Source organism: Pedobacter sp. KACC 23697 (genome assembly GCF_045348445.1).
Lineage (GTDB): Bacteria > Bacteroidota > Bacteroidia > Sphingobacteriales > Sphingobacteriaceae > Pedobacter.
Map to the genome: position 1 here is coordinate 544,369 of NZ_CP157485.1, position 16,942 is coordinate 561,310.

Consider the following 16,942-nt stretch of genomic DNA (forward strand, 5'->3'; position numbering starts at 1 on the left):
CTATTTAATTACCGCTTTCAGTTCATTTCTGTACTCCGAAGCACTTTTTCCTGTAAACTCCTTAAATAATTTGTTAAAATGGCTAAAGTTGTTGAAACCGCTTTCGTAGGAGATATTGGTGATGCTGGTTTGTTTTTCGGCCAAAAGTTTAGAGGCATGCACCACGCGATATTCGTTTACGAAATGTGTAAATGTTTTCTTTGTAATCTTTTTAAAGTAGCGGCAAAAGGACGGAACAGTCATGCTCGACATTTCTGCTACATACTTTAAGCTGATTTGCTCCTGGAAGTGATCTTTTACATAATTAAAAATCATATTGATGCGGTCGTTATCCTGCACCTGCATTTCCATTGAAAAACCATCGGCGTTTAATATTTTATAATCTCTGGCCAGTTCGAGTTCTTTTAAAACACGCAATAAGGTTAAAAGCCGATCGAAAGGTGATTGCTCGTCCATCATTTCTATCCGGTGGCCAACTGCCAGCATGGTTTCCCTGCCAAAAGCTATTCCGGCCTTCGCTTTATTAAACAGTTCCTGTATACCTCTGATCTCCTGCAGGCCCAGAAAAATACTACCCAAAAAATCGGGTTTCATCTGGATGACGGTCTCATTTTTATTGCCGGTATTGCTGTCGGTAAAGCCACAATGGGGAAGGTTGCTGCCAATTAAGATCAAGTCGCCTTCCGTGTAATAGGACACATGACTGCCGATCTGCCTTTTTCCGGCACCGCCATTCACAAACACCATTTCAATTTCAGGGTGGTAATGCCAAAGGTGGGCCATGTTATTGGCATTTTCCACGTATTTAGAATAATAGAATGAACTTCCGAAAGAAGGCTCAACAACCTCAAAACTTGGTTTCATATTTTACTAAATTATTTCACCAAAATACATAAAAAATATGCTTTATTGAGTGTTTTGTAAAAATAGGAAGATATCGTGGGTAATATAGCATAGATATTGGAAAATATGCAATCAACTATATGTCCAATGCCTCCTTACCTTAGTAGTGTCATATAATGATTAACTCTTTAAAGATATTGGTTATGAAAAAGTTCTTAAAAATCGGTTTAATAGCAGCGTTGTTTTTTACTGCTACGGGTGTACACGCTAACGATGGTGATTTTACTTTAAAAGTAAAAGGTGAAAAGGAAAAATTTATTCGTTTTTCTGTTGATAAAGCAGAAAATATCAATTTATCGCTGATTGATGCGTATGATGAAGTATTGTTTGAAGAAACCATTCATGCTTCAGCCGCTTCCAGCAAAATCTATGATCTGAACGAACTTCCTGACGGGAAGTATACGCTTAAGGCAGCATCGGATGCAAAGGTTGCTAAATATAATATTGTGATTAAAAATGGTGAAGCAATTGTTTCTGAGCCAAAGATATCTAACGTGTTTAAGCCTGTTTATACTAAAAAAGATCAGGTAATTACGCTTAATCTTGAAAACCTGGAAAACAATCCGGTAGAAGTTAGTGTGTATAACGAATACAATGATGTGGTTTATAATGAGGTGTTCAAGGATAAATCACAACTGGTAAAAAAATTCAATATCAGCAAAACTGATTCTAAAGAATTAACTTTTGTGGTTAAATACAACGATGATAGTTTTGTAAAAACGATAGAAACCTACTAAAACTCTTTACAGCTAATTGATCCAGGGAGATTGTCGGATAGACGAACTCCCTTTTTTATGTTAAATGGGTGATGGAGGATGGGTGATGTAGGATGGATGATGTAAGATGGATGATGTAAGATGGATGATGTAGGATGGATGATGTAAGATGGGTGATGTAGGATGGATGATGTAAGATGGGTGATGTAATGGTCACGGTTTTATTTCATTTTCCATCTTCCGTTTTCATTCTCTCTTATTGTATTTGGTACATAAAATCTAATTAATCATTTGATTTTAAGAAAAATATTGTTACTTTTGCATCCCCGTAATATACCTCGGGATTAAAAAATTAAAAACATAATTTATAACAATGAATCAGTACGAAACTGTTATCGTTCTAACCCCGTTGTTATCTGAAGAGGCTGCGAAAGAGGCATTAGCTAAATTCAAAGCAGTTCTAACTGATAACGGAGCCGAAATTATCCAGGAAGATAATTGGGGTTTGAGAAAATTAGCGTATCCAATTGAGAAAAAATCAAACGGATTCTTCAACTTAACTGAATACAAAGCTTCAGGAGATTTGATCGCAAAATTAGAGCTTGAATTAAAACGCGATGAGCGTGTGTTACGTTTCTTAACAATCCGTTTAGATAAACACGCTGTTGCTTACAATGAGAAAAAGCGTAGTGGTGCTTTTAACAAAAAAACTAAGGAGGTTGCAGCGTAATGGCAAGAGAACAAATACAATACGTAACTGCCCCTAAAGTAGAGGATAACCGTAAAAAATATTGCCGTTTCAAGAAAAACGGAATTAAATACATCGATTATAAGGATGCAAACTTCCTGTTGAAATTTATTAACGATCAGGGTAAGTTATTACCACGCCGTTTAACTGGTACTTCGTTAAAATTCCAGCGTAAAGTGGCTCAGGCCGTTAAACGTGCCCGTCATATCGGTTTGTTACCTTTCGTTGCTGATCAATTAAAATAGGAGGCTAGAGATATGGAAATTATTTTAAAACAAGATATTAAAGGCCTTGGTGAGAAAGATGATGTAGTTACAGTAAAGCCAGGTTTTGGCCGTAACTATTTAATCCCTCAAGGATTTGCAGCACTGGCTACTTCTTCTGCTAAAAAAGTATTGGCAGAAAACTTAAAGCAAGCTGCTTTTAAACAAGATAAAATTAAGAAAGATGCCGAAGGTGTGGCTGAGCGTTTAGCTGATGTTAAACTTTCAATCGGTGCCAAAGCAGGCGAAAGCGGAAAAATCTTCGGAGCGGTTAATACCATCCAGATTGCTGAAGCATTAAAAGCACAAGGCTTTGATGTAGACCGTCGTCGTATTACTTTCGAAACTGAACCTAAATTTGTTGGCGAATATGTAGCTAACTTAAACTTACACAAAGAAGTTAAAGTTCAGGTTCCTTTCGAAGTAATTGCTGAATAAGCATTCTTTAATCAATAAGAAAGGCCTCTTGATCAAATCGAGAGGCCTTTCTTATTGGATGTAAGAGTTAAGAATGTAAGATGGATGATGGTGAAGATTAAGTGAGCAATAATTACTTATCTATTAAGTTTTATTCAATAAATTGTTTAAACTTAACTACATCTTCCATTTTCCATCACACATCATCCTTCCTTTTATCCTTTCGGTGTAGTAGGCCTTATTTCTACCTTGCTAGGCAGTGTTCTTGCCGGCATAGCCAATAAATCAACAATCAGTTTGCCCATGTCCTCCGGCTGGATTTTCCAGGCATCATCTTCAGCATTGGGCTGATGGTCGTTGAAGTGGCTCGCTACCGATCCCGGCATAATGGTACTCACCTTTACTCCATATTTTCTTAAATCAAGCATAACCGATTGCGTAAAACCTGTTAAGCCAAATTTACTGGCATTATAAGCCGATCCTCCGGCAAAAAAGTTTGTGCCTGCCAGGCTGGAAATGGTAAAAATATGTCCTTTGGTCTTTTTGATTTCATCAACCGTAGCTTTAATGCTGTAGAAAACACCTGTTAAATTGGTATCAATGGTTTCTTTCCATAGCTGAATGTCCAATTCATCAACTGGTGCAAAATGACCAATTCCTGCATTGGCAATGAGTACATCCAATTGTCCCCATTTTTCGATGATCAGATTCACAGCATCCTGCTGAGATTTAAAATCAGCAACATCTGCTTCTATAGCCAACACATCACCATGTACCACCAACTGAGCTGCAGCCTGGTTTGCGCCGGCCATTGTTCTGCTTGTAATGGCTACTTTATAGCCTTCTTTTAAAAGTGATTCGGCAATACCGAAACCTATTCCTTTGCTTCCGCCTGTAATTAATGCAACTTTCATGTTCTCTTAACGTATATGTGTTAAAAATGTTTACTTAGATTTTGAAGCGGATGGTACAGGGAGCTGTTTGATTTCGATATCTTTAAAATCAACAGGCTGCCCTTCGCTTTGTAGGGCAATAAAACCAGATTTAAGCGCTTTACCATCTATTTTAATTTTTGGGTCGAAACGGTTAGCCACATCTCCGCCAATTTGGGGCTTGCTATATTGTAATACCGTATCGCCATTGATAATGTGGGTAACCAGTGAATCGCCTAATACAATCAGTTCTGCGAATACCCACTGGTCCCCGTCATAGGTTTTAGATTTGGAGTCCAGGCAATGTCCGTCATACAACTTTCCTTTGTAAAAAATATCGGTACCTGGTGAACACATATTTCCTGTTGGGCGGGGTTTGCCATCACTTAAGCCACCTAAAAACTGCATTTCAATAGATATTGGCCAATCCTGTTCTTTAGGCATTGTTTTCGGATCCTGCGAATGGAACATTACACCGCTGTTGCGTAGCGTATAACTCGGTGCACCTTTTTGCAACTCGCCTACGAAACGGTATTTTAACTTTAAATGATAATAAGAAAACGGTGTTTTATAATAGAGATGTCCGAACTGATCATTAAAATCGCCATATTGATCATATCGCACTTGAATAATGCCATCTTCAACCCTAAAAGTATTACCGTAATTTACATTGTAATCGTGGTGGTGGATTTTAACATTCCAATCCTTAATGTCTTTCCCATTAAAAAGTGTGATCCACTTTTCTGATTGGTTATTGATGTTTTTAGTGGTGCTGCAGCCCCAAAAACAAAGGGCAAGCAATAGGTAGCTTAGTTTTTTCATCTATTTAATTATGGTTGGTTCCGCTATCTGGTTTTTGTGTGGTTTAGGAAATTGAGAATGGTTAATTCACTGTCCCGGACTAAAATACATAAACAAACTTATTTATCAGATATAAGTTGAGTCCGGTATGAAATAATTGCCGTCATGTGCGGTTGCTGATGATTAATACCGGCGTAATTAAGGCCATTATTAGCGCTGGCATTTCCGTCTCTTTAATTACCTTTGCTCCCATGGCAAAAACACGGGCAACCAGAACCAAAAGCAAAGCAAAACATCCCCTGCTAAAGCGGATTACTGATGTGGCTACAAAAGTATTTATATATTTTTTATTGGTTTCTGTGTTTTGGGTTATTGCGCTTCGTTTCATCAATCCGCCCATCACTCTTTTAATGGTGCTGCGGAACATTGAACGTAAAGCAGATGGAAAACCTTTTAAAACAGAAAAAAAATGGGTGAAATTTGATGATATTTCTGATAATATGAAAAGGGCGGCGGTTTCTGCCGAAGATCAGCTTTTTTTAACGCATATCGGTTTTGATATGAAAGCCATTGAAAAAGCTTTTGCCAGTAACGCCAAAGGAAAAAAGATAAAGGGCGGAAGCACCATTTCGCAACAAACTGCTAAAAATGTTTTTTTATGGCCTGGCCGGTCGTGGATCAGAAAAGGTTTTGAAGCCTACTTTACTTTATTGATAGAGTTGTTCTGGAGCAAAGAAAGGATATTGGAAGTTTACCTCAATGTAATTGAAATGGGCGATGGAATTTATGGTGCCGAGGCCGCTGCCCAGGAGTATTATGGCAAATCATGCACGAAATTAACCAAGAAACAAGCCGCTTTAATTGCTTCCTGTTTTCCAAACCCCAGGAGGTGGACGCCCAAAAATGCAACCCCATACATCAGGCACCGCCAATATCTGATCTTAAGAAATATGAACAGGTTGGGGCCGCTGGATTTTTAGTCAACAGTCCAAAGTCCTTAGTCTTCAGCCCATTTATCGACTAAGGACTCTGGATTTCAGACTTGGGACTAATACTAATCATGATCTTTGTTCCACCTGATTTTTATTCCGCCTTTTTCGTCGTCAACGGCTTTCAAGTGCAATACGATACCACGCATACGGGCTTCTCTTTTTTCTGCCCGGGTTAGGTTTTCATCGCCCTTTGGATTTCGCAGTGGAATGTCCATTTGTACATTTGTGCCATTTCCTAATGCATAAGTGCCTTTTACGTTAAAATTTAAGGCGCTGGAGTTGATCTGCATCGGACTGATGTCTACCTTGTCACCGCGGATGTTTAGGGTTCCATCAAGGTTTTTGATTTCAACATTTGATAGGTTCCTGTTGGCAAAAGCAAATTTCCCTACCTTCACCATCGGCTCGAAATTAACCAGGGCAGCATTGTTTAGGTTGAACACGACTTTACCATTGATTGATCGTGGAAGAATTTTTCCTGCGTGCGATATCCTGCCCGAAATGTCGACCAACGATGATAAATAACCTTTTAAATTTTTATTGGTAATGGTATTTTGACCAAAGTTATCAAAAGAATAAAAAAAGTCTTTCACACTTACATGACTGATCCTTGAATTGACCTTAAAACTATTTGATGCCGTTTCCTGCATAATACTTCCATTTAACGATAACTGACCCCCTGCATGCATTACACTAATTTTATTAAAAAATATACCTCCACCGCGTAAAGAAATGTCGGCATCAAGGTTTTTGGCCAGAAAATGATCATAAATGGCCTTATCAACCGTTAAACGAATGTTCATTTTAGAAAGTTCCAGCACATTGCTCAGCTCCTTTGAAACGACTTGCTTATTGCTGCTGGATTTTTTCTTTGCTGTTCTTGGTCCCAGAAAAGGTAAAAACTCTTTGAGGTAGAGTTGGGGGCTCGACATTTTTAAGTTCACCAATATTTTTTCGGGAGCCGTATAATACAGGTTGGCAAAATTGGCAATGCTACAGCTTACATTGAGCTCACTTTTGCCCAATTGGAAATGGCCGTTCTGTATGGATAAATCATTTTGGTTAAAATTGATGTTTAAGGCGCTTTTTACCAGGTGCAGCTTCCTGGGAATATAAAGGATATCAGCGTCGGCAATTTGTATTTTACCCGAAACAACTGGTTTGGTGAACCTGAAGTTATCAATATCAGCCTTGCAATATAACCTTAAGTTGGCTGTTCCGTTTTTAAATTCAAAGTCGTTTGTGCCAAATGAATTGTTTAAATTGGTTAGCGGAAATTGCGAGGTGACCAATCCGGTGGCAATCGGACGAGCTAAATTATTTACCGTGAAGGTGTCTATTTTAAGCGGCGCATTGAAATATTTTGCCGTGAGCCTATGGAATTTGATGGACGAGTTTTCGTCGCCAATAATGCCGCCAACGGTATCACGATTAGTAAAGGATCCATCAAAATTACAGGCTGTTAATTTGCCTGCCGGAATAGAAACCACATTATCCCTCACGGTTATGCCAACATTAATCAAAGGATCTCCATATTTTCCTGATCCGTCGTCAACGATATTTCCCCTGATATTGATCGGTTTTTCAATGCCAAATTTTAGAAGTTTTGAGGAGATGTTAGGTGATAACAGTAAGGCAACATCTCTGAATAAAATATCATCAACAGCAATGCTAATAGCAAAAGCAGATTTAGCCAATTCTATTTTGGCGCCGATTTTAAAAGGGTGACCACCAATGTTCAGGATTTCGGGACTCAATATAATCGCATCCAGATCGCGGCTATAATGCGCCTTTAAGATACCCTCCAAAGTTTTATCTTTCAAAAAGCTACCTTTACGGGTATTAAAGGCAAAGCTGTTTACTTTGGTCAGTAACTTAATTTTACCTGTCCAGCCACTATCCGGGTATTCCATTCTGCCCTGGATCTGATCGATGTTAAAATTGAACAGCTTATACCTTTTTTTGTTGTCTAATATCAGACTCACCCGGTTAAAATCAATTTTTTTAACTTCCAGAGCGGAAGATTTTGGTGATGATTTTTTATCGGGTTTAGGCTTGCTTTTGAAAATGCTGGTGTTGCTATAACCTGTAGAGTCGGTATAGATATAAATGGAAGCATTATTAATGGCAATTTGTTTAATATTGATATTACCCACAATAAGGGAGAGTATATTTAATGATACATCAATATCCTGTGCCTTTAACAGATCGTGTTTGTGCTGCGCCCATAGGCTATCTCTTAACAAAACGCCATTTAATGAAACAGAAACACCCGGAAAGCTTTTCAAAAGCGTAGGCTCCATGCTGGTGGCGGTAATCTGGCCGTTTAAATTTTTATTCAGTTGCGAAAGGATAGAAGCCAATACTTCTTTTTTATTTCTGCTGATGTAAAAAGCGCCTGCCAGCCAGGTTAAGATAACCAGGATAACTAAAACCGATATGATTTTTAAAGAGATTTTGATCCAGCGCTTCATACACATGATTTGATTTAACCAATATAATGTTTTTTGCTAGCTAATTGTTTGGCCCACAATAAAAAATAGCTGCAATATAAAAATCTCCGGTAAATCAGTTAGCCTAAAAGCGATTCCAGATCTGGGTGGTATTGCGAAGTCAGAAAATGTGTAATGGTAAAATCGGCCAATCGGTGTTTATAAAAGGGGTCTTCCATCAGAATTTTCTTTAATTCAGCCTCATCTTTAGCCAGGGCCAAAATAATTCCGCCAGTACGGGGCACCTTTCTGCCCGAAGCCACAAAAATATTTTTCTTATAGTATTTCTTTAAATATTGCACATGCGCTTCCATATGCGCATCTAACTCGGTTAGCGGAACAATATATTTAAGATCTACAATAAACACAGGCTTATAATAAATGTGCAAAAACAGTAGAATGCCAGCTGTTTTTAAAAGGAACTTCCCACTTCGTTTCAAGCTCATCCAGGTTTTGAACCATATTGTTAAATACAATCGTTTCTGGTGTTACCTGTTTTATGATTACCAAAGTTTCAAAATCCTCCTTGTTGTTTACCACCACTTCTCCATTTACTTTATAAGCAATGTTGAAACGGTTAAAAAGATCTATATGGTATTTCTGTTCAATTTCTTTAATTAAGCGAACGGAGCTATCAATAGAACAACCGGTAACGCCCGCCTGACTTTCATCAACGGTTAGGATGATAAAAAAGCCATAGCGTATTTCTGCTTTTGCAAGCAGTTCGTTGCCATGTGCTTTCCATTGGTTGGTAAAAGCTGCCAACATATTTAAGATCTCAGTTTCTTCAGTAGAAGTAAATTTGCGATCGCTTTGGTATATCCAAACTCTTGATTGTGGAGAAAAACTCATATACAAATTTACGATTTTAATTAAATTGCTGTGTTTAAAACGCTAACCCGATGAAAAAGTTTACACGCTGCTTGAAAATATCCCTACTTTCGGCTTTTTGTATGTTTTTATGTGCTTTTTCCGACCCCGAATCCATGGAACAGTGTGCCAGCTATCTCCAAAAAACATTTACTGATCATTATGATAACAGCCAGGAAAGTGATCGGATAAAACGCTATGAGCTAAATGTTACCAACAATGGCTTTTGCCGTTATAAACGATATTTTAATAACGGTAAAACGGAGTATTTCGCATTCAAGCTGTCGAAATTTAAAGATATGGACTATTATGGTACAACCACTTCGGGTAAATTGTATATCCATACCAAAGGTGATGATGTGATTGTGCAGACTTATAAAGACAGGGGAGGAGATGTAGATTCGATGGCTACACAGATAATAATTCCTTTAAAAAATATGGAGGCTGAAGATTTAAACCTCATTCGTGATAATCTGAATAAAATTAATGCAGAGGTTTCGATTCTTCAAAGGCCATAGATAGAGAATTAATATTTGGGATATGGCAATTGCTTTCCAAGAATAAGCAAGATTGCATGGTGATATAAAGATTTTGGTTGCTTTTGGAGCGCAATGTCATTCGCTTTTTTTAAAGTTATTCCTGCGCTCCGCTTTATCCCCGATGAAGGATCGGGGGATGCCGCTCCGATCAGGGCTAGAAACCCGGGCCTGGTGCCTGGAAAACCAGCCTGGTAGCAGGAAATGACAAGCTAAACCTGACCGGACGGAGGCTGTTTTTTATAGCAGGAGGTCGCGCATGAAGATTTTAACCTGTTGAATACTGCAATTGCTTTCTGAAAAATAAGAAACGGTTTTATAGTGATGTTATTTTAGGCATACTGCTTCATTAAAATTCAGTTAAATTTAAAACAGAAAAATTTCGAAGAATAAGTTAAAAGACTTATATTCAGCTATATTTAAACCATCTCATCTTGAAACGTAGAAATTTTATTTATTTAACCGGTGTAGGCGCTGCTGCGGCCATGCTCCCAGCCATTCCGGTTTTTGGGAAAGAGATTTCCCCCGAGCAGGCTTTAGAACATATTGATCCTGCGGCTAAAAAAATCATGTCGGATGTAGCCTTAAATGCGGCACGATCAAAAGGAGCAACTTATACCGATGTACGTATAGGCAGGTATCTGAACCAATATGTGGTTACACGTGAAGATAAAGTAGAGAATATTGTGAATACCGAATCATATGGCATCGGTATCAGGGTAATTTCGAACGGAAGCTGGGGATTTGCAGCAACGGATAAACTGGATAAAGACAGTATCGCCAAAGCTGCTGAACTTGCGGTAACTATTGCCAAAGAAAATGCCCGTTTGTTAAGGGAGCCTGTAAAGCTGGCACCGCAAAAAGGATACGGTGAGGTAAGCTGGAAAGCACCAATTGAGAAAAACACTTTTGAGGTACCTGTAAAGGAAAAGGTAGATTTATTGCTGGCAGTGAATGATGCGGCCCTGAAGGGCGGTGCAGACTACATTAACTCCATCTTATTTGCGGTAAACGAACAAAAATATTTTGCTTCCACTGATGGTTCTTATATCGATCAGGATATCCATCGCATCTGGCCAACTTTCTTTATCACTAAAATAGATAAGGAAAGTGGTAAGTTCGAAACCAGGAATGCCCTAAGTGCGCCTACAGGTAAAGGCTACGAATATTTAAATGCAAGGCCTGAGGATAAGATACAAACGGCTTCCGGTACATTGTATAAAGGCAGGTACGATATGCTTGAAGATGCTAAACAGGCTGCGAGGCAGGTAGGTGAAAAGATGAAGGCAAAATCGGTAGAGCCGGGTAAGTATGATCTGGTATTGGATCCTTCACATTTATGGCTAACCATTCACGAATCATGTGGTCACCCTACAGAGCTCGACCGTGTATTGGGCTATGAAGCCAATTATGCGGGAACCAGTTTCCTGACTTTGGATAAATGGGAATCTAAAAAATTTAATTACGGCAGTAAAGAAGTGAATATCACCGCAGATAAGACCGAAGTTGGCTCTTTAGGCGCTGTTGGTTATGATGATGAAGGGGTGAAATGTGGAAAATGGGATATCATTAAAGACGGTATCCTGGTGAATTACCAGGCGATCAGAGATCAGGCACATATATTAGGCTTAAATGCGTCGCAGGGATGTTGTTATGCCGATAACTGGAGCAGTGTTCAGTTTCAGCGTATGGCCAATATTTCATTACAGCCAGGTAAGGTTAAATTGAGTATAGCCGATCAGATCAAAAATGTGGAAAAAGGTATTTACATTGTTGGCGACGGATCTTTTTCTATCGATCAGCAGCGTTATAATTTTCAGTTCGGCGGTCAGCTTTATTACGAAATTAAAGCCGGCAAAATTGTTGGCATGCTTAAAGATGTGGCTTATCAGGCCAATACGCAGGAATTCTGGAATTCGTGTGTGGCCATTTGCGATCAGAGCGATTACCGCCTGGGCGGCTCGTTCTTTGATGGTAAGGGCCAGCCTGGACAGGTAAGTGCTGTATCTCACGGATCGGCAACCACGCGTTTTAATAAAGTTAATGTAATCAATACCGCAAGAAAAATCTGATAGAAATTATGCCAATCTTAACCAAAGCAGAAGCAAGGGCACTTTTGACCAAAGTACTTTCTTACTCTAAAGCAGAACAATGTGAAGTAAATTTAAATTGTTCAGATAGCGGCAACCTGAGGTATGCCAGAAACGCGGTTTCTACCAGTGGTGGAATTAGTGCCAATAGTTTGGTGGTAAGTGCAGCCTTCGGGAAAAAGCTGGGTACAGCAACCATTAACGAATTTGATGATGTTTCATTAGAAAAAGTAGTGCGCAGGGCGGAAGAACTTGCGCAGCTTGCACCGGAAAACCCTGAATTTATGCCTTTTCTCGGGCCTCAGGAATATGGTCCCGATTCACCCACATTTTCTCCTGCTACGGCGGCTGTTACGCCAAAGGATAGAGCCGATGCCGTACAGGCGAGTTTAAAACAGGCTATGGATAACAAACTGAATGCTGCAGGTTTTTTGTCGAACAGCGTGGGTTGCTCGGCAATAATGAACAGTAAGGGTTTATTTGCCTATAATACTTCAACTGACGTTGCTTTTAACATTACGGTGAGGACTGATGATGGCAAAGGCTCAGGTTATGCCACAAGGGGATATAACGATTTCAGTAAGCTGAATGCAAAGGCCGATACCGCTGTTGCCGCCAAAAAAGCAATGTCATCAGTAACCGCAAAAGCGATAGAACCAGGTAAATACACCGTTATCTTAGAACCAACTGCTGTAGCGGTGATGTTGGAGAACTTATTTTATTCATTAGATGCCAGACAAGCAGATGAAGGGCGGAGCTTTATGAGTAAAACCGGAGGGAAGACGAAATTAGGAGAACAGCTGGTCGATGAGCGGGTGAACATTTATTCTGATCCCTGGAATCCTGAGCTTCCGACTTCAACATGGGCTGGAGATGGGCGGCCACAGGAGAAAGTAAACTGGATAGAAAAAGGAGTAGTTAAAAATTTATACAGCTCGAGATACTGGGCACAAAAAACCGGAATCAAAGCAATACCCACTCCTGGCAGCGCCATTATGAAAGGTGGAACCAAAACATTGGAAGAACTGATCAAAGGAACAGAAAAAGGTATTTTGGTTACGCGTTTATGGTATATCCGTACGGTAGATCCACAAACCTTGTTATTAACCGGGCTAACCAGAGATGGCACTTTTTTTATCGAAAATGGAGAAATCAAGTTTCCGGTCAAGAATTTTCGTTTCAATGAAAGTCCGATTATTATGCTGAATAACCTGGATGAAATCGGAATAGCCGAAAGAACAGTAAGTGCCGAATCGGAAGCAAACTATCTGTTGCCGCCATTGAGAATAAGGGATTTTACTTTTACGTCTTTGTCTGATGCGGTATAGCAAATTATAACTGTGAGTTTATAAAAGAGCTTGTATCATTCATCTCGATTTGTTATCCAGAGGGGGAATTTATGATATTGAAGATTAATATGGTTACAGGAGCATTCAACTATATTGATCTACTCAAAAAATCGTCATTGCGAGAAGGCTTTTTCAGACTACGAAGCAATCTTTCATGCTGGCGATCCTTGCTGCAAAGATTGCTTCGTCGTTCCTTCTCGCAATGACGAAATTTCTAAGAAATTTGTAATTGATAGCTTATCGAAAGCGCTGTTGGCTACAGATTAAAGCGTTTCGATACATTCGTCAAGCTCAGTACAGGTTTAGCTCAACCTGACAGATTGAAGCGGAAATAACGCTTATGATACCACTTTTATTAAGTGAGTTTAAAACGATCGTTACAAGCCGTTTGCCCTTGCCGTAATTTCTGCAATGTCTAGTACCTTAACTTCCTGTTCTTTATCTTTTAATTTAATACCATCGCTGAGCATTGTCATACAGAATGGACAGCCAGCTGCAATAAATTGTGGATTGGTTTCAAGCGCTTCGTCAATACGTTCAACATTGATGTCTTTATTTCCTTTTTCGGGTTCTTTGAACATTTGTGCACCACCTGCACCGCAGCATAAACCATTGCTTTTGCAGCGTTTCATTTCTACTAATTGCGCATCAAGTACTTCCAAAGCTTTTCTTGGAGCTTCGTAAATTCCGTTCCCGCGGCCCAAATAACAAGGATCGTGATAAGTGATTTTTTTACCTTTGAAACTTTCGCCTCCTTCAGCTTTCAGTTTGCCCTCGTTAATTAAGTCTTGGATAAGTTGTGTATGGTGGATCACTTCATAAGCGCCGCCTAAACCCGGATATTCATTTTTAATGGTATTGAAACAATGCGGACAGCCGGTTACGATTTTTTTGATGTTATAAGCATTTAATACCTCAATATTGGTCATGGCTTGCATCTGGAAAAGGAATTCGTTCCCCGCTCTTTTGGCAGGATCTCCTGTGCAACTTTCTTCTGTTCCTAAAACCGCATATTTGATACCTACATGATGTAAGATCTTGCAAATGTCGCGGGTAATTTTCTGTGCTCTTTCATCGTAGCTTCCAGCACAACCTACCCAAAATAATATTTCCGGTTCTTCACCTGCGGCCATTAACTCGGCCATTGTAGGGACTTTAAATTCCATTTGTCTATATCTAGTATCTGGTATCAAGTATGAAGTATCGGGTATCAAGACTTGATATAATTATTTTAATTCATTGCCAACTGCTAACTTTCTTTTGCCCAGTTAAAGCGATCAGCAGGGGAGTATTTCCAGGGTGCCTGGTTATTCTCGATATTGCCTAACATCGCGTTAATACTTCCGGGTGCCTGCGATTCTTCCATCACCGCAAAACGGCGCAGTTCCGTAATAATCTGTAAAGGATCAATATTTACCGGGCAAGCCTCAACGCAGGCATTACAGCTGGTACAGGCCCAGATTTCTTCTCTGCTGATGTAATCGTCCAGTAATGACTTTCCGTCCTGATGTTCTGCACCATGTTTATCAATATTCTGGCCCACTTCGGTAATCCGGTCGCGGGTGTCCATCATTATTTTCCTTGGCGATAAAAGTTTACCTGTAATATTTGCAGGGCATACAGAAGTACATCGTCCGCATTCGGTACAGGTATAAGCGTTCATCAGGTTTACCCAGCTTAAATCGGTTACATCTTTTGCGCCAAACTTACCGGGTTCAGCCTCGGCCGGAACAAAAGAAGGATCGAGCATGGCTTTTACCTCATTGGTAACTGAGGCCATATTGGTAAACTCACCTTTAGGTTCCAGATTGGAAAAATAGGTGTTTGGAAAGGCGAAGAGGATATGAAAATGTTTGGAGTAGGGCAGGTAATTTAAGAAAGCCAGAATACCAATGATATGGAACCACCAGCAGCTGCGCTCTACAATAACCAGCGTACTTTCTGATGATGGCAGGATGTTTATTAAATACTGGCTTACGGGAAATGCACCGGCATTAACATAATGACTGGCCCCCATCAGCTGTAGTTTTGCATCGGCTGCATTCATAAACAAAAAAGCACTCATTAACAAAATCTCGGTGATGAGGATATAGTTGGCATCAGACTTTGGCCAGCTTTTCATCTCTACACCACTAAAGCGTTTAAGTTTTAGAATGTTCCTTCGGACAAGAAAAATAGCACAGGAAACCCAAACCGTAAGGGCCAGGATTTCGAAAGAGCCAATCAGGAAGTTATACAAGCCGCCCAGGCCATTAAAAATACGGTGTGTGCCAAATAATCCATCAATCATGATTTCCAAAACTTCGATGTTGATAATGACAAAGCCGATGTAAACAAAAAAGTGGAGAAAGGCCGGGATAGGGCGAACAACCATTTTAGATTGCCCGAAAGCCACCCGGATCATGGTCATTAATCTTTTTTGCGGTTGATCTTGTCGATTTACCGGTTTGCCTAAGCGGATATTGCGAATTATTTTACGCAGGTTAACTGTAAACAGCGCAATTGCTGCAAGTGTAAGTACTAGAAAAAGGATCTGTGCTACCATGCAATATTAGATTGTCATGCTAAAATAGGATATTAATCCAAATAAATTGCTATGCATGCATAAAAAAATAATAAAAAATATTTGTTTGTATTCATTCTAAGAAACGATGGTAAATTGCTTTTTGAAAAATAAAAAATTAATTAATTGATAATCAGCGTTACAATGAAATAATCAAAAAAAAATTTTGCTTTTGAAAAAAGAACGCTACATTTGCAAACCCAAACGGATGGTGCCATAGCTCAGTCGGTAGAGCAAAGGACTGAAAATCCTTGTGTCCCTGGTTCGAATCCAGGTGGCACCACTTCCAAAAGCCTTTCAGCAATGAGAGGCTTTTTTGGTTTTCAGCTGTTTTTTAAAATGCTCGGTGTTTAGCGGAACCAGTAGGTGTCTTATACAAATAGTTTAAAAAAAAATAATGGATCTTTCTGCTTATCAAAAAGTTGACACGTTATCGCTGCATTGATAGAAAAAAAACTGAAATCCTTTTTTGGATTTGAGAAAAAGAACACTACATTTGCAAACCCAAACGGATGGTGCCATAGCTCAGTCGGTAGAGCAAAGGACTGAAAATCCTTGTGTCCCTGGTTCGAATCCAGGTGGCACCACTTCCAAAAGCCTTTCAGCAATGAAAGGCTTTTTTGGTTTAATGAGATTCTTAAGTCTTATGTTTCAGCATGTTATTTATTTTCGGCAATTTCTTTCACTTTAGCTAAAGCTTTGGGCCACGTTTCCTGAAAATATGCTGTCCATTCTTTAACGATATCCATATCAATCAGTAGTTCGGTTTGTCCACCTTTTTCATTTAAGGTATAGTTTTCGAATGATTCGCCCCAGTTATGCAGTTCTTCTTGGCCATCTTTAATTTCGCCGATATGTTTGATGGACAGGTATTGACCGGGTATATTTTCGTGGATCACCGCAACCATGCCATTTCCTTTCCCATCACTAAAAATTGCCCTGCTTCCTTTTTTCCAGTCGGTTTCCACCTGCGATCCTTCAGCAAATACCGCAGTCCATTCAGGGTAAGTTTTTACACCAAAAAGCACATCCCAAACTTTCTCTCCTGGAGCGTTAATTGTAGTTTTAAATTTAATTTTTTCCATGAGGTTGAATTTAAGTTACCGTTATTCTTCACTAAAATTAATTAGGAACTATATTAATGTTGTTGATTATTAATTTGTTATAACAAATTTGCAAATGATCTGATTGATTAAAGCGGTGTAAAGGCGACAATTTATGGGGGCATAAGGGTTAACATCCGGATACTTTTTAAAATATCTTTTGAAAT

General features: G+C 39.3%; 17 protein-coding genes and 2 tRNA genes. 10 read left to right on the forward strand and 9 right to left on the reverse strand.

The window, feature by feature from the left end; translation table 11 throughout:
* Entirely contained in the window at window positions 1-864 is an 864-nt protein-coding gene (locus ABEG20_RS02115; RefSeq protein ID WP_406825769.1) for an AraC family transcriptional regulator, read from the reverse strand.
* Window positions 865-1,046: 182 nt separating this feature from the next.
* Between ABEG20_RS02115 and ABEG20_RS02120 the strand changes: the two genes are divergently transcribed.
* The 4 genes from ABEG20_RS02120 to rplI all read left to right on the forward strand — a co-directional run bounded on the left by ABEG20_RS02120 (window position 1,047) and on the right by rplI (window position 3,068).
* Window positions 1,047-1,640 (forward strand): hypothetical protein, encoded by a 594-nt coding sequence (locus tag ABEG20_RS02120; RefSeq protein WP_406825770.1) that lies wholly within the window; start codon window positions 1,047-1,049, stop codon window positions 1,638-1,640.
* A 352-nt stretch (window positions 1,641-1,992) separates the two neighbouring features.
* Window positions 1,993-2,349: a 30S ribosomal protein S6 gene (rpsF, locus tag ABEG20_RS02125; protein ID WP_086545075.1), complete on the forward strand. Its 357-nt coding sequence runs from the start codon at window positions 1,993-1,995 to the stop codon at window positions 2,347-2,349.
* Window positions 2,349-2,612, forward strand: coding sequence for a 30S ribosomal protein S18 (rpsR, locus tag ABEG20_RS02130; RefSeq protein ID WP_010599582.1), 264 nt, complete (start codon window positions 2,349-2,351; stop codon window positions 2,610-2,612). Before rpsF ends, rpsR begins: the two co-directional genes overlap by 1 nt.
* Window positions 2,613-2,624: 12 nt before the next feature.
* Entirely contained in the window at window positions 2,625-3,068 is a 444-nt protein-coding gene (rplI, locus tag ABEG20_RS02135; protein ID WP_090499059.1) for a 50S ribosomal protein L9, read from the forward strand.
* A gap of 194 nt (window positions 3,069-3,262) precedes the next feature.
* Here rplI and ABEG20_RS02140 read toward each other — a convergent pair whose 3' ends face one another.
* The gene (locus ABEG20_RS02140; protein WP_406825771.1) at window positions 3,263-3,961 is read right to left on the reverse strand and encodes an SDR family oxidoreductase; all 699 of its coding nucleotides are present in this window, start codon (window positions 3,959-3,961) and stop codon (window positions 3,263-3,265) included.
* 30 nt (window positions 3,962-3,991) lie between these two features.
* The gene (locus tag ABEG20_RS02145) at window positions 3,992-4,801 is read right to left on the reverse strand and encodes a DUF1080 domain-containing protein (protein WP_406825772.1); all 810 of its coding nucleotides are present in this window, start codon (window positions 4,799-4,801) and stop codon (window positions 3,992-3,994) included.
* Window positions 4,802-5,031: 230 nt separating this feature from the next.
* Between ABEG20_RS02145 and mtgA the strand changes: the two genes are divergently transcribed.
* Entirely contained in the window at window positions 5,032-5,760 is a 729-nt protein-coding gene (gene mtgA / locus ABEG20_RS02150; protein ID WP_406825773.1) for a monofunctional biosynthetic peptidoglycan transglycosylase, read from the forward strand.
* Window positions 5,761-5,834: 74 nt separating this feature from the next.
* On the opposite strand, the gene ABEG20_RS02155 is transcribed toward mtgA, so the two are convergent.
* The 3 genes from ABEG20_RS02155 to ABEG20_RS02165 all read right to left on the reverse strand — a co-directional run bounded on the left by ABEG20_RS02155 (window position 5,835) and on the right by ABEG20_RS02165 (window position 9,116).
* On the reverse strand, window positions 5,835-8,246 hold the full coding sequence (locus ABEG20_RS02155) for an AsmA-like C-terminal region-containing protein (RefSeq protein WP_406825774.1): 2,412 nt from the start codon (window positions 8,244-8,246) through the stop codon (window positions 5,835-5,837).
* A 98-nt stretch (window positions 8,247-8,344) separates the two neighbouring features.
* A complete protein-coding gene (locus ABEG20_RS02160; protein WP_138820569.1) occupies window positions 8,345-8,632 on the reverse strand; it encodes a YciI family protein in 288 nt (95 codons plus the stop codon).
* Between the two features lie 4 nt (window positions 8,633-8,636).
* Window positions 8,637-9,116, reverse strand: coding sequence for an ABC transporter ATPase (locus tag ABEG20_RS02165; protein ID WP_406825775.1), 480 nt, complete (start codon window positions 9,114-9,116; stop codon window positions 8,637-8,639).
* Between the two features lie 50 nt (window positions 9,117-9,166).
* Between ABEG20_RS02165 and ABEG20_RS02170 the strand changes: the two genes are divergently transcribed.
* The 3 genes from ABEG20_RS02170 (at window position 9,167) to ABEG20_RS02180 (ending at window position 13,088) form a co-directional block, all read left to right on the forward strand.
* The gene (locus tag ABEG20_RS02170) at window positions 9,167-9,652 is read left to right on the forward strand and encodes a hypothetical protein (RefSeq protein ID WP_406825776.1); all 486 of its coding nucleotides are present in this window, start codon (window positions 9,167-9,169) and stop codon (window positions 9,650-9,652) included.
* 452 nt (window positions 9,653-10,104) lie between these two features.
* Complete coding sequence (locus tag ABEG20_RS02175) at window positions 10,105-11,742, forward strand: TldD/PmbA family protein (protein WP_406825777.1); 1,638 nt, start codon at window positions 10,105-10,107, stop codon at window positions 11,740-11,742.
* 8 nt (window positions 11,743-11,750) lie between these two features.
* The gene (locus ABEG20_RS02180; protein ID WP_406825778.1) at window positions 11,751-13,088 is read left to right on the forward strand and encodes a TldD/PmbA family protein; all 1,338 of its coding nucleotides are present in this window, start codon (window positions 11,751-11,753) and stop codon (window positions 13,086-13,088) included.
* Window positions 13,089-13,486: 398 nt separating this feature from the next.
* On the opposite strand, the gene ABEG20_RS02185 is transcribed toward ABEG20_RS02180, so the two are convergent.
* Together ABEG20_RS02185 and ABEG20_RS02190 are read right to left on the reverse strand one after the other, a co-directional pair.
* Entirely contained in the window at window positions 13,487-14,275 is a 789-nt protein-coding gene (locus ABEG20_RS02185; RefSeq protein WP_406825779.1) for a (Fe-S)-binding protein, read from the reverse strand.
* A gap of 83 nt (window positions 14,276-14,358) precedes the next feature.
* Complete coding sequence (locus tag ABEG20_RS02190; RefSeq protein WP_406825780.1) at window positions 14,359-15,654, reverse strand: 4Fe-4S dicluster domain-containing protein; 1,296 nt, start codon at window positions 15,652-15,654, stop codon at window positions 14,359-14,361.
* Window positions 15,655-15,882: 228 nt separating this feature from the next.
* On the opposite strand from ABEG20_RS02190, the gene ABEG20_RS02195 reads away from it, so the two are divergent.
* Together ABEG20_RS02195 and ABEG20_RS02200 are read left to right on the forward strand one after the other, a co-directional pair.
* Window positions 15,883-15,955 (forward strand) — tRNA-Phe (locus tag ABEG20_RS02195).
* A gap of 231 nt (window positions 15,956-16,186) precedes the next feature.
* Window positions 16,187-16,259 (forward strand) — tRNA-Phe (locus ABEG20_RS02200).
* A 72-nt stretch (window positions 16,260-16,331) separates the two neighbouring features.
* On the opposite strand, the gene ABEG20_RS02205 is transcribed toward ABEG20_RS02200, so the two are convergent.
* Window positions 16,332-16,757: an SRPBCC domain-containing protein gene (locus ABEG20_RS02205; RefSeq protein ID WP_406825781.1), complete on the reverse strand. Its 426-nt coding sequence runs from the start codon at window positions 16,755-16,757 to the stop codon at window positions 16,332-16,334.
* Window positions 16,758-16,942 lie beyond the last annotated feature (185 nt).

What these genes read in the sequence shown, in the direction of transcription:
- ABEG20_RS02190 (WP_406825780.1), bottom strand. Translation starts at nt 15,654, where the DNA reads ATGGTAGCACAGATCCTTTTTCTAGTACTTACACTTGCAGCAATTGCG.
- ABEG20_RS02180 (WP_406825778.1), top strand. Translation starts at nt 11,751, where the DNA reads ATGCCAATCTTAACCAAAGCAGAAGCAAGGGCACTTTTGACCAAAGTA.
- ABEG20_RS02140 (WP_406825771.1), bottom strand. Translation starts at nt 3,961, where the DNA reads ATGAAAGTTGCATTAATTACAGGCGGAAGCAAAGGAATAGGTTTCGGT.
- ABEG20_RS02185 (WP_406825779.1), bottom strand. Translation starts at nt 14,275, where the DNA reads ATGGAATTTAAAGTCCCTACAATGGCCGAGTTAATGGCCGCAGGTGAA.
- ABEG20_RS02170 (WP_406825776.1), top strand. Translation starts at nt 9,167, where the DNA reads ATGAAAAAGTTTACACGCTGCTTGAAAATATCCCTACTTTCGGCTTTT.
- ABEG20_RS02205 (WP_406825781.1), bottom strand. Translation starts at nt 16,757, where the DNA reads ATGGAAAAAATTAAATTTAAAACTACAATTAACGCTCCAGGAGAGAAA.
- ABEG20_RS02145 (WP_406825772.1), bottom strand. Translation starts at nt 4,801, where the DNA reads ATGAAAAAACTAAGCTACCTATTGCTTGCCCTTTGTTTTTGGGGCTGC.
- mtgA (WP_406825773.1), top strand. Translation starts at nt 5,032, where the DNA reads ATGGCAAAAACACGGGCAACCAGAACCAAAAGCAAAGCAAAACATCCC.
- ABEG20_RS02155 (WP_406825774.1), bottom strand. Translation starts at nt 8,246, where the DNA reads ATGAAGCGCTGGATCAAAATCTCTTTAAAAATCATATCGGTTTTAGTT.
- ABEG20_RS02165 (WP_406825775.1), bottom strand. Translation starts at nt 9,116, where the DNA reads ATGAGTTTTTCTCCACAATCAAGAGTTTGGATATACCAAAGCGATCGC.
- rpsF (WP_086545075.1), top strand. Translation starts at nt 1,993, where the DNA reads ATGAATCAGTACGAAACTGTTATCGTTCTAACCCCGTTGTTATCTGAA.
- rpsR (WP_010599582.1), top strand. Translation starts at nt 2,349, where the DNA reads ATGGCAAGAGAACAAATACAATACGTAACTGCCCCTAAAGTAGAGGAT.
- ABEG20_RS02115 (WP_406825769.1), bottom strand. Translation starts at nt 864, where the DNA reads ATGAAACCAAGTTTTGAGGTTGTTGAGCCTTCTTTCGGAAGTTCATTC.
- rplI (WP_090499059.1), top strand. Translation starts at nt 2,625, where the DNA reads ATGGAAATTATTTTAAAACAAGATATTAAAGGCCTTGGTGAGAAAGAT.
- ABEG20_RS02120 (WP_406825770.1), top strand. Translation starts at nt 1,047, where the DNA reads ATGAAAAAGTTCTTAAAAATCGGTTTAATAGCAGCGTTGTTTTTTACT.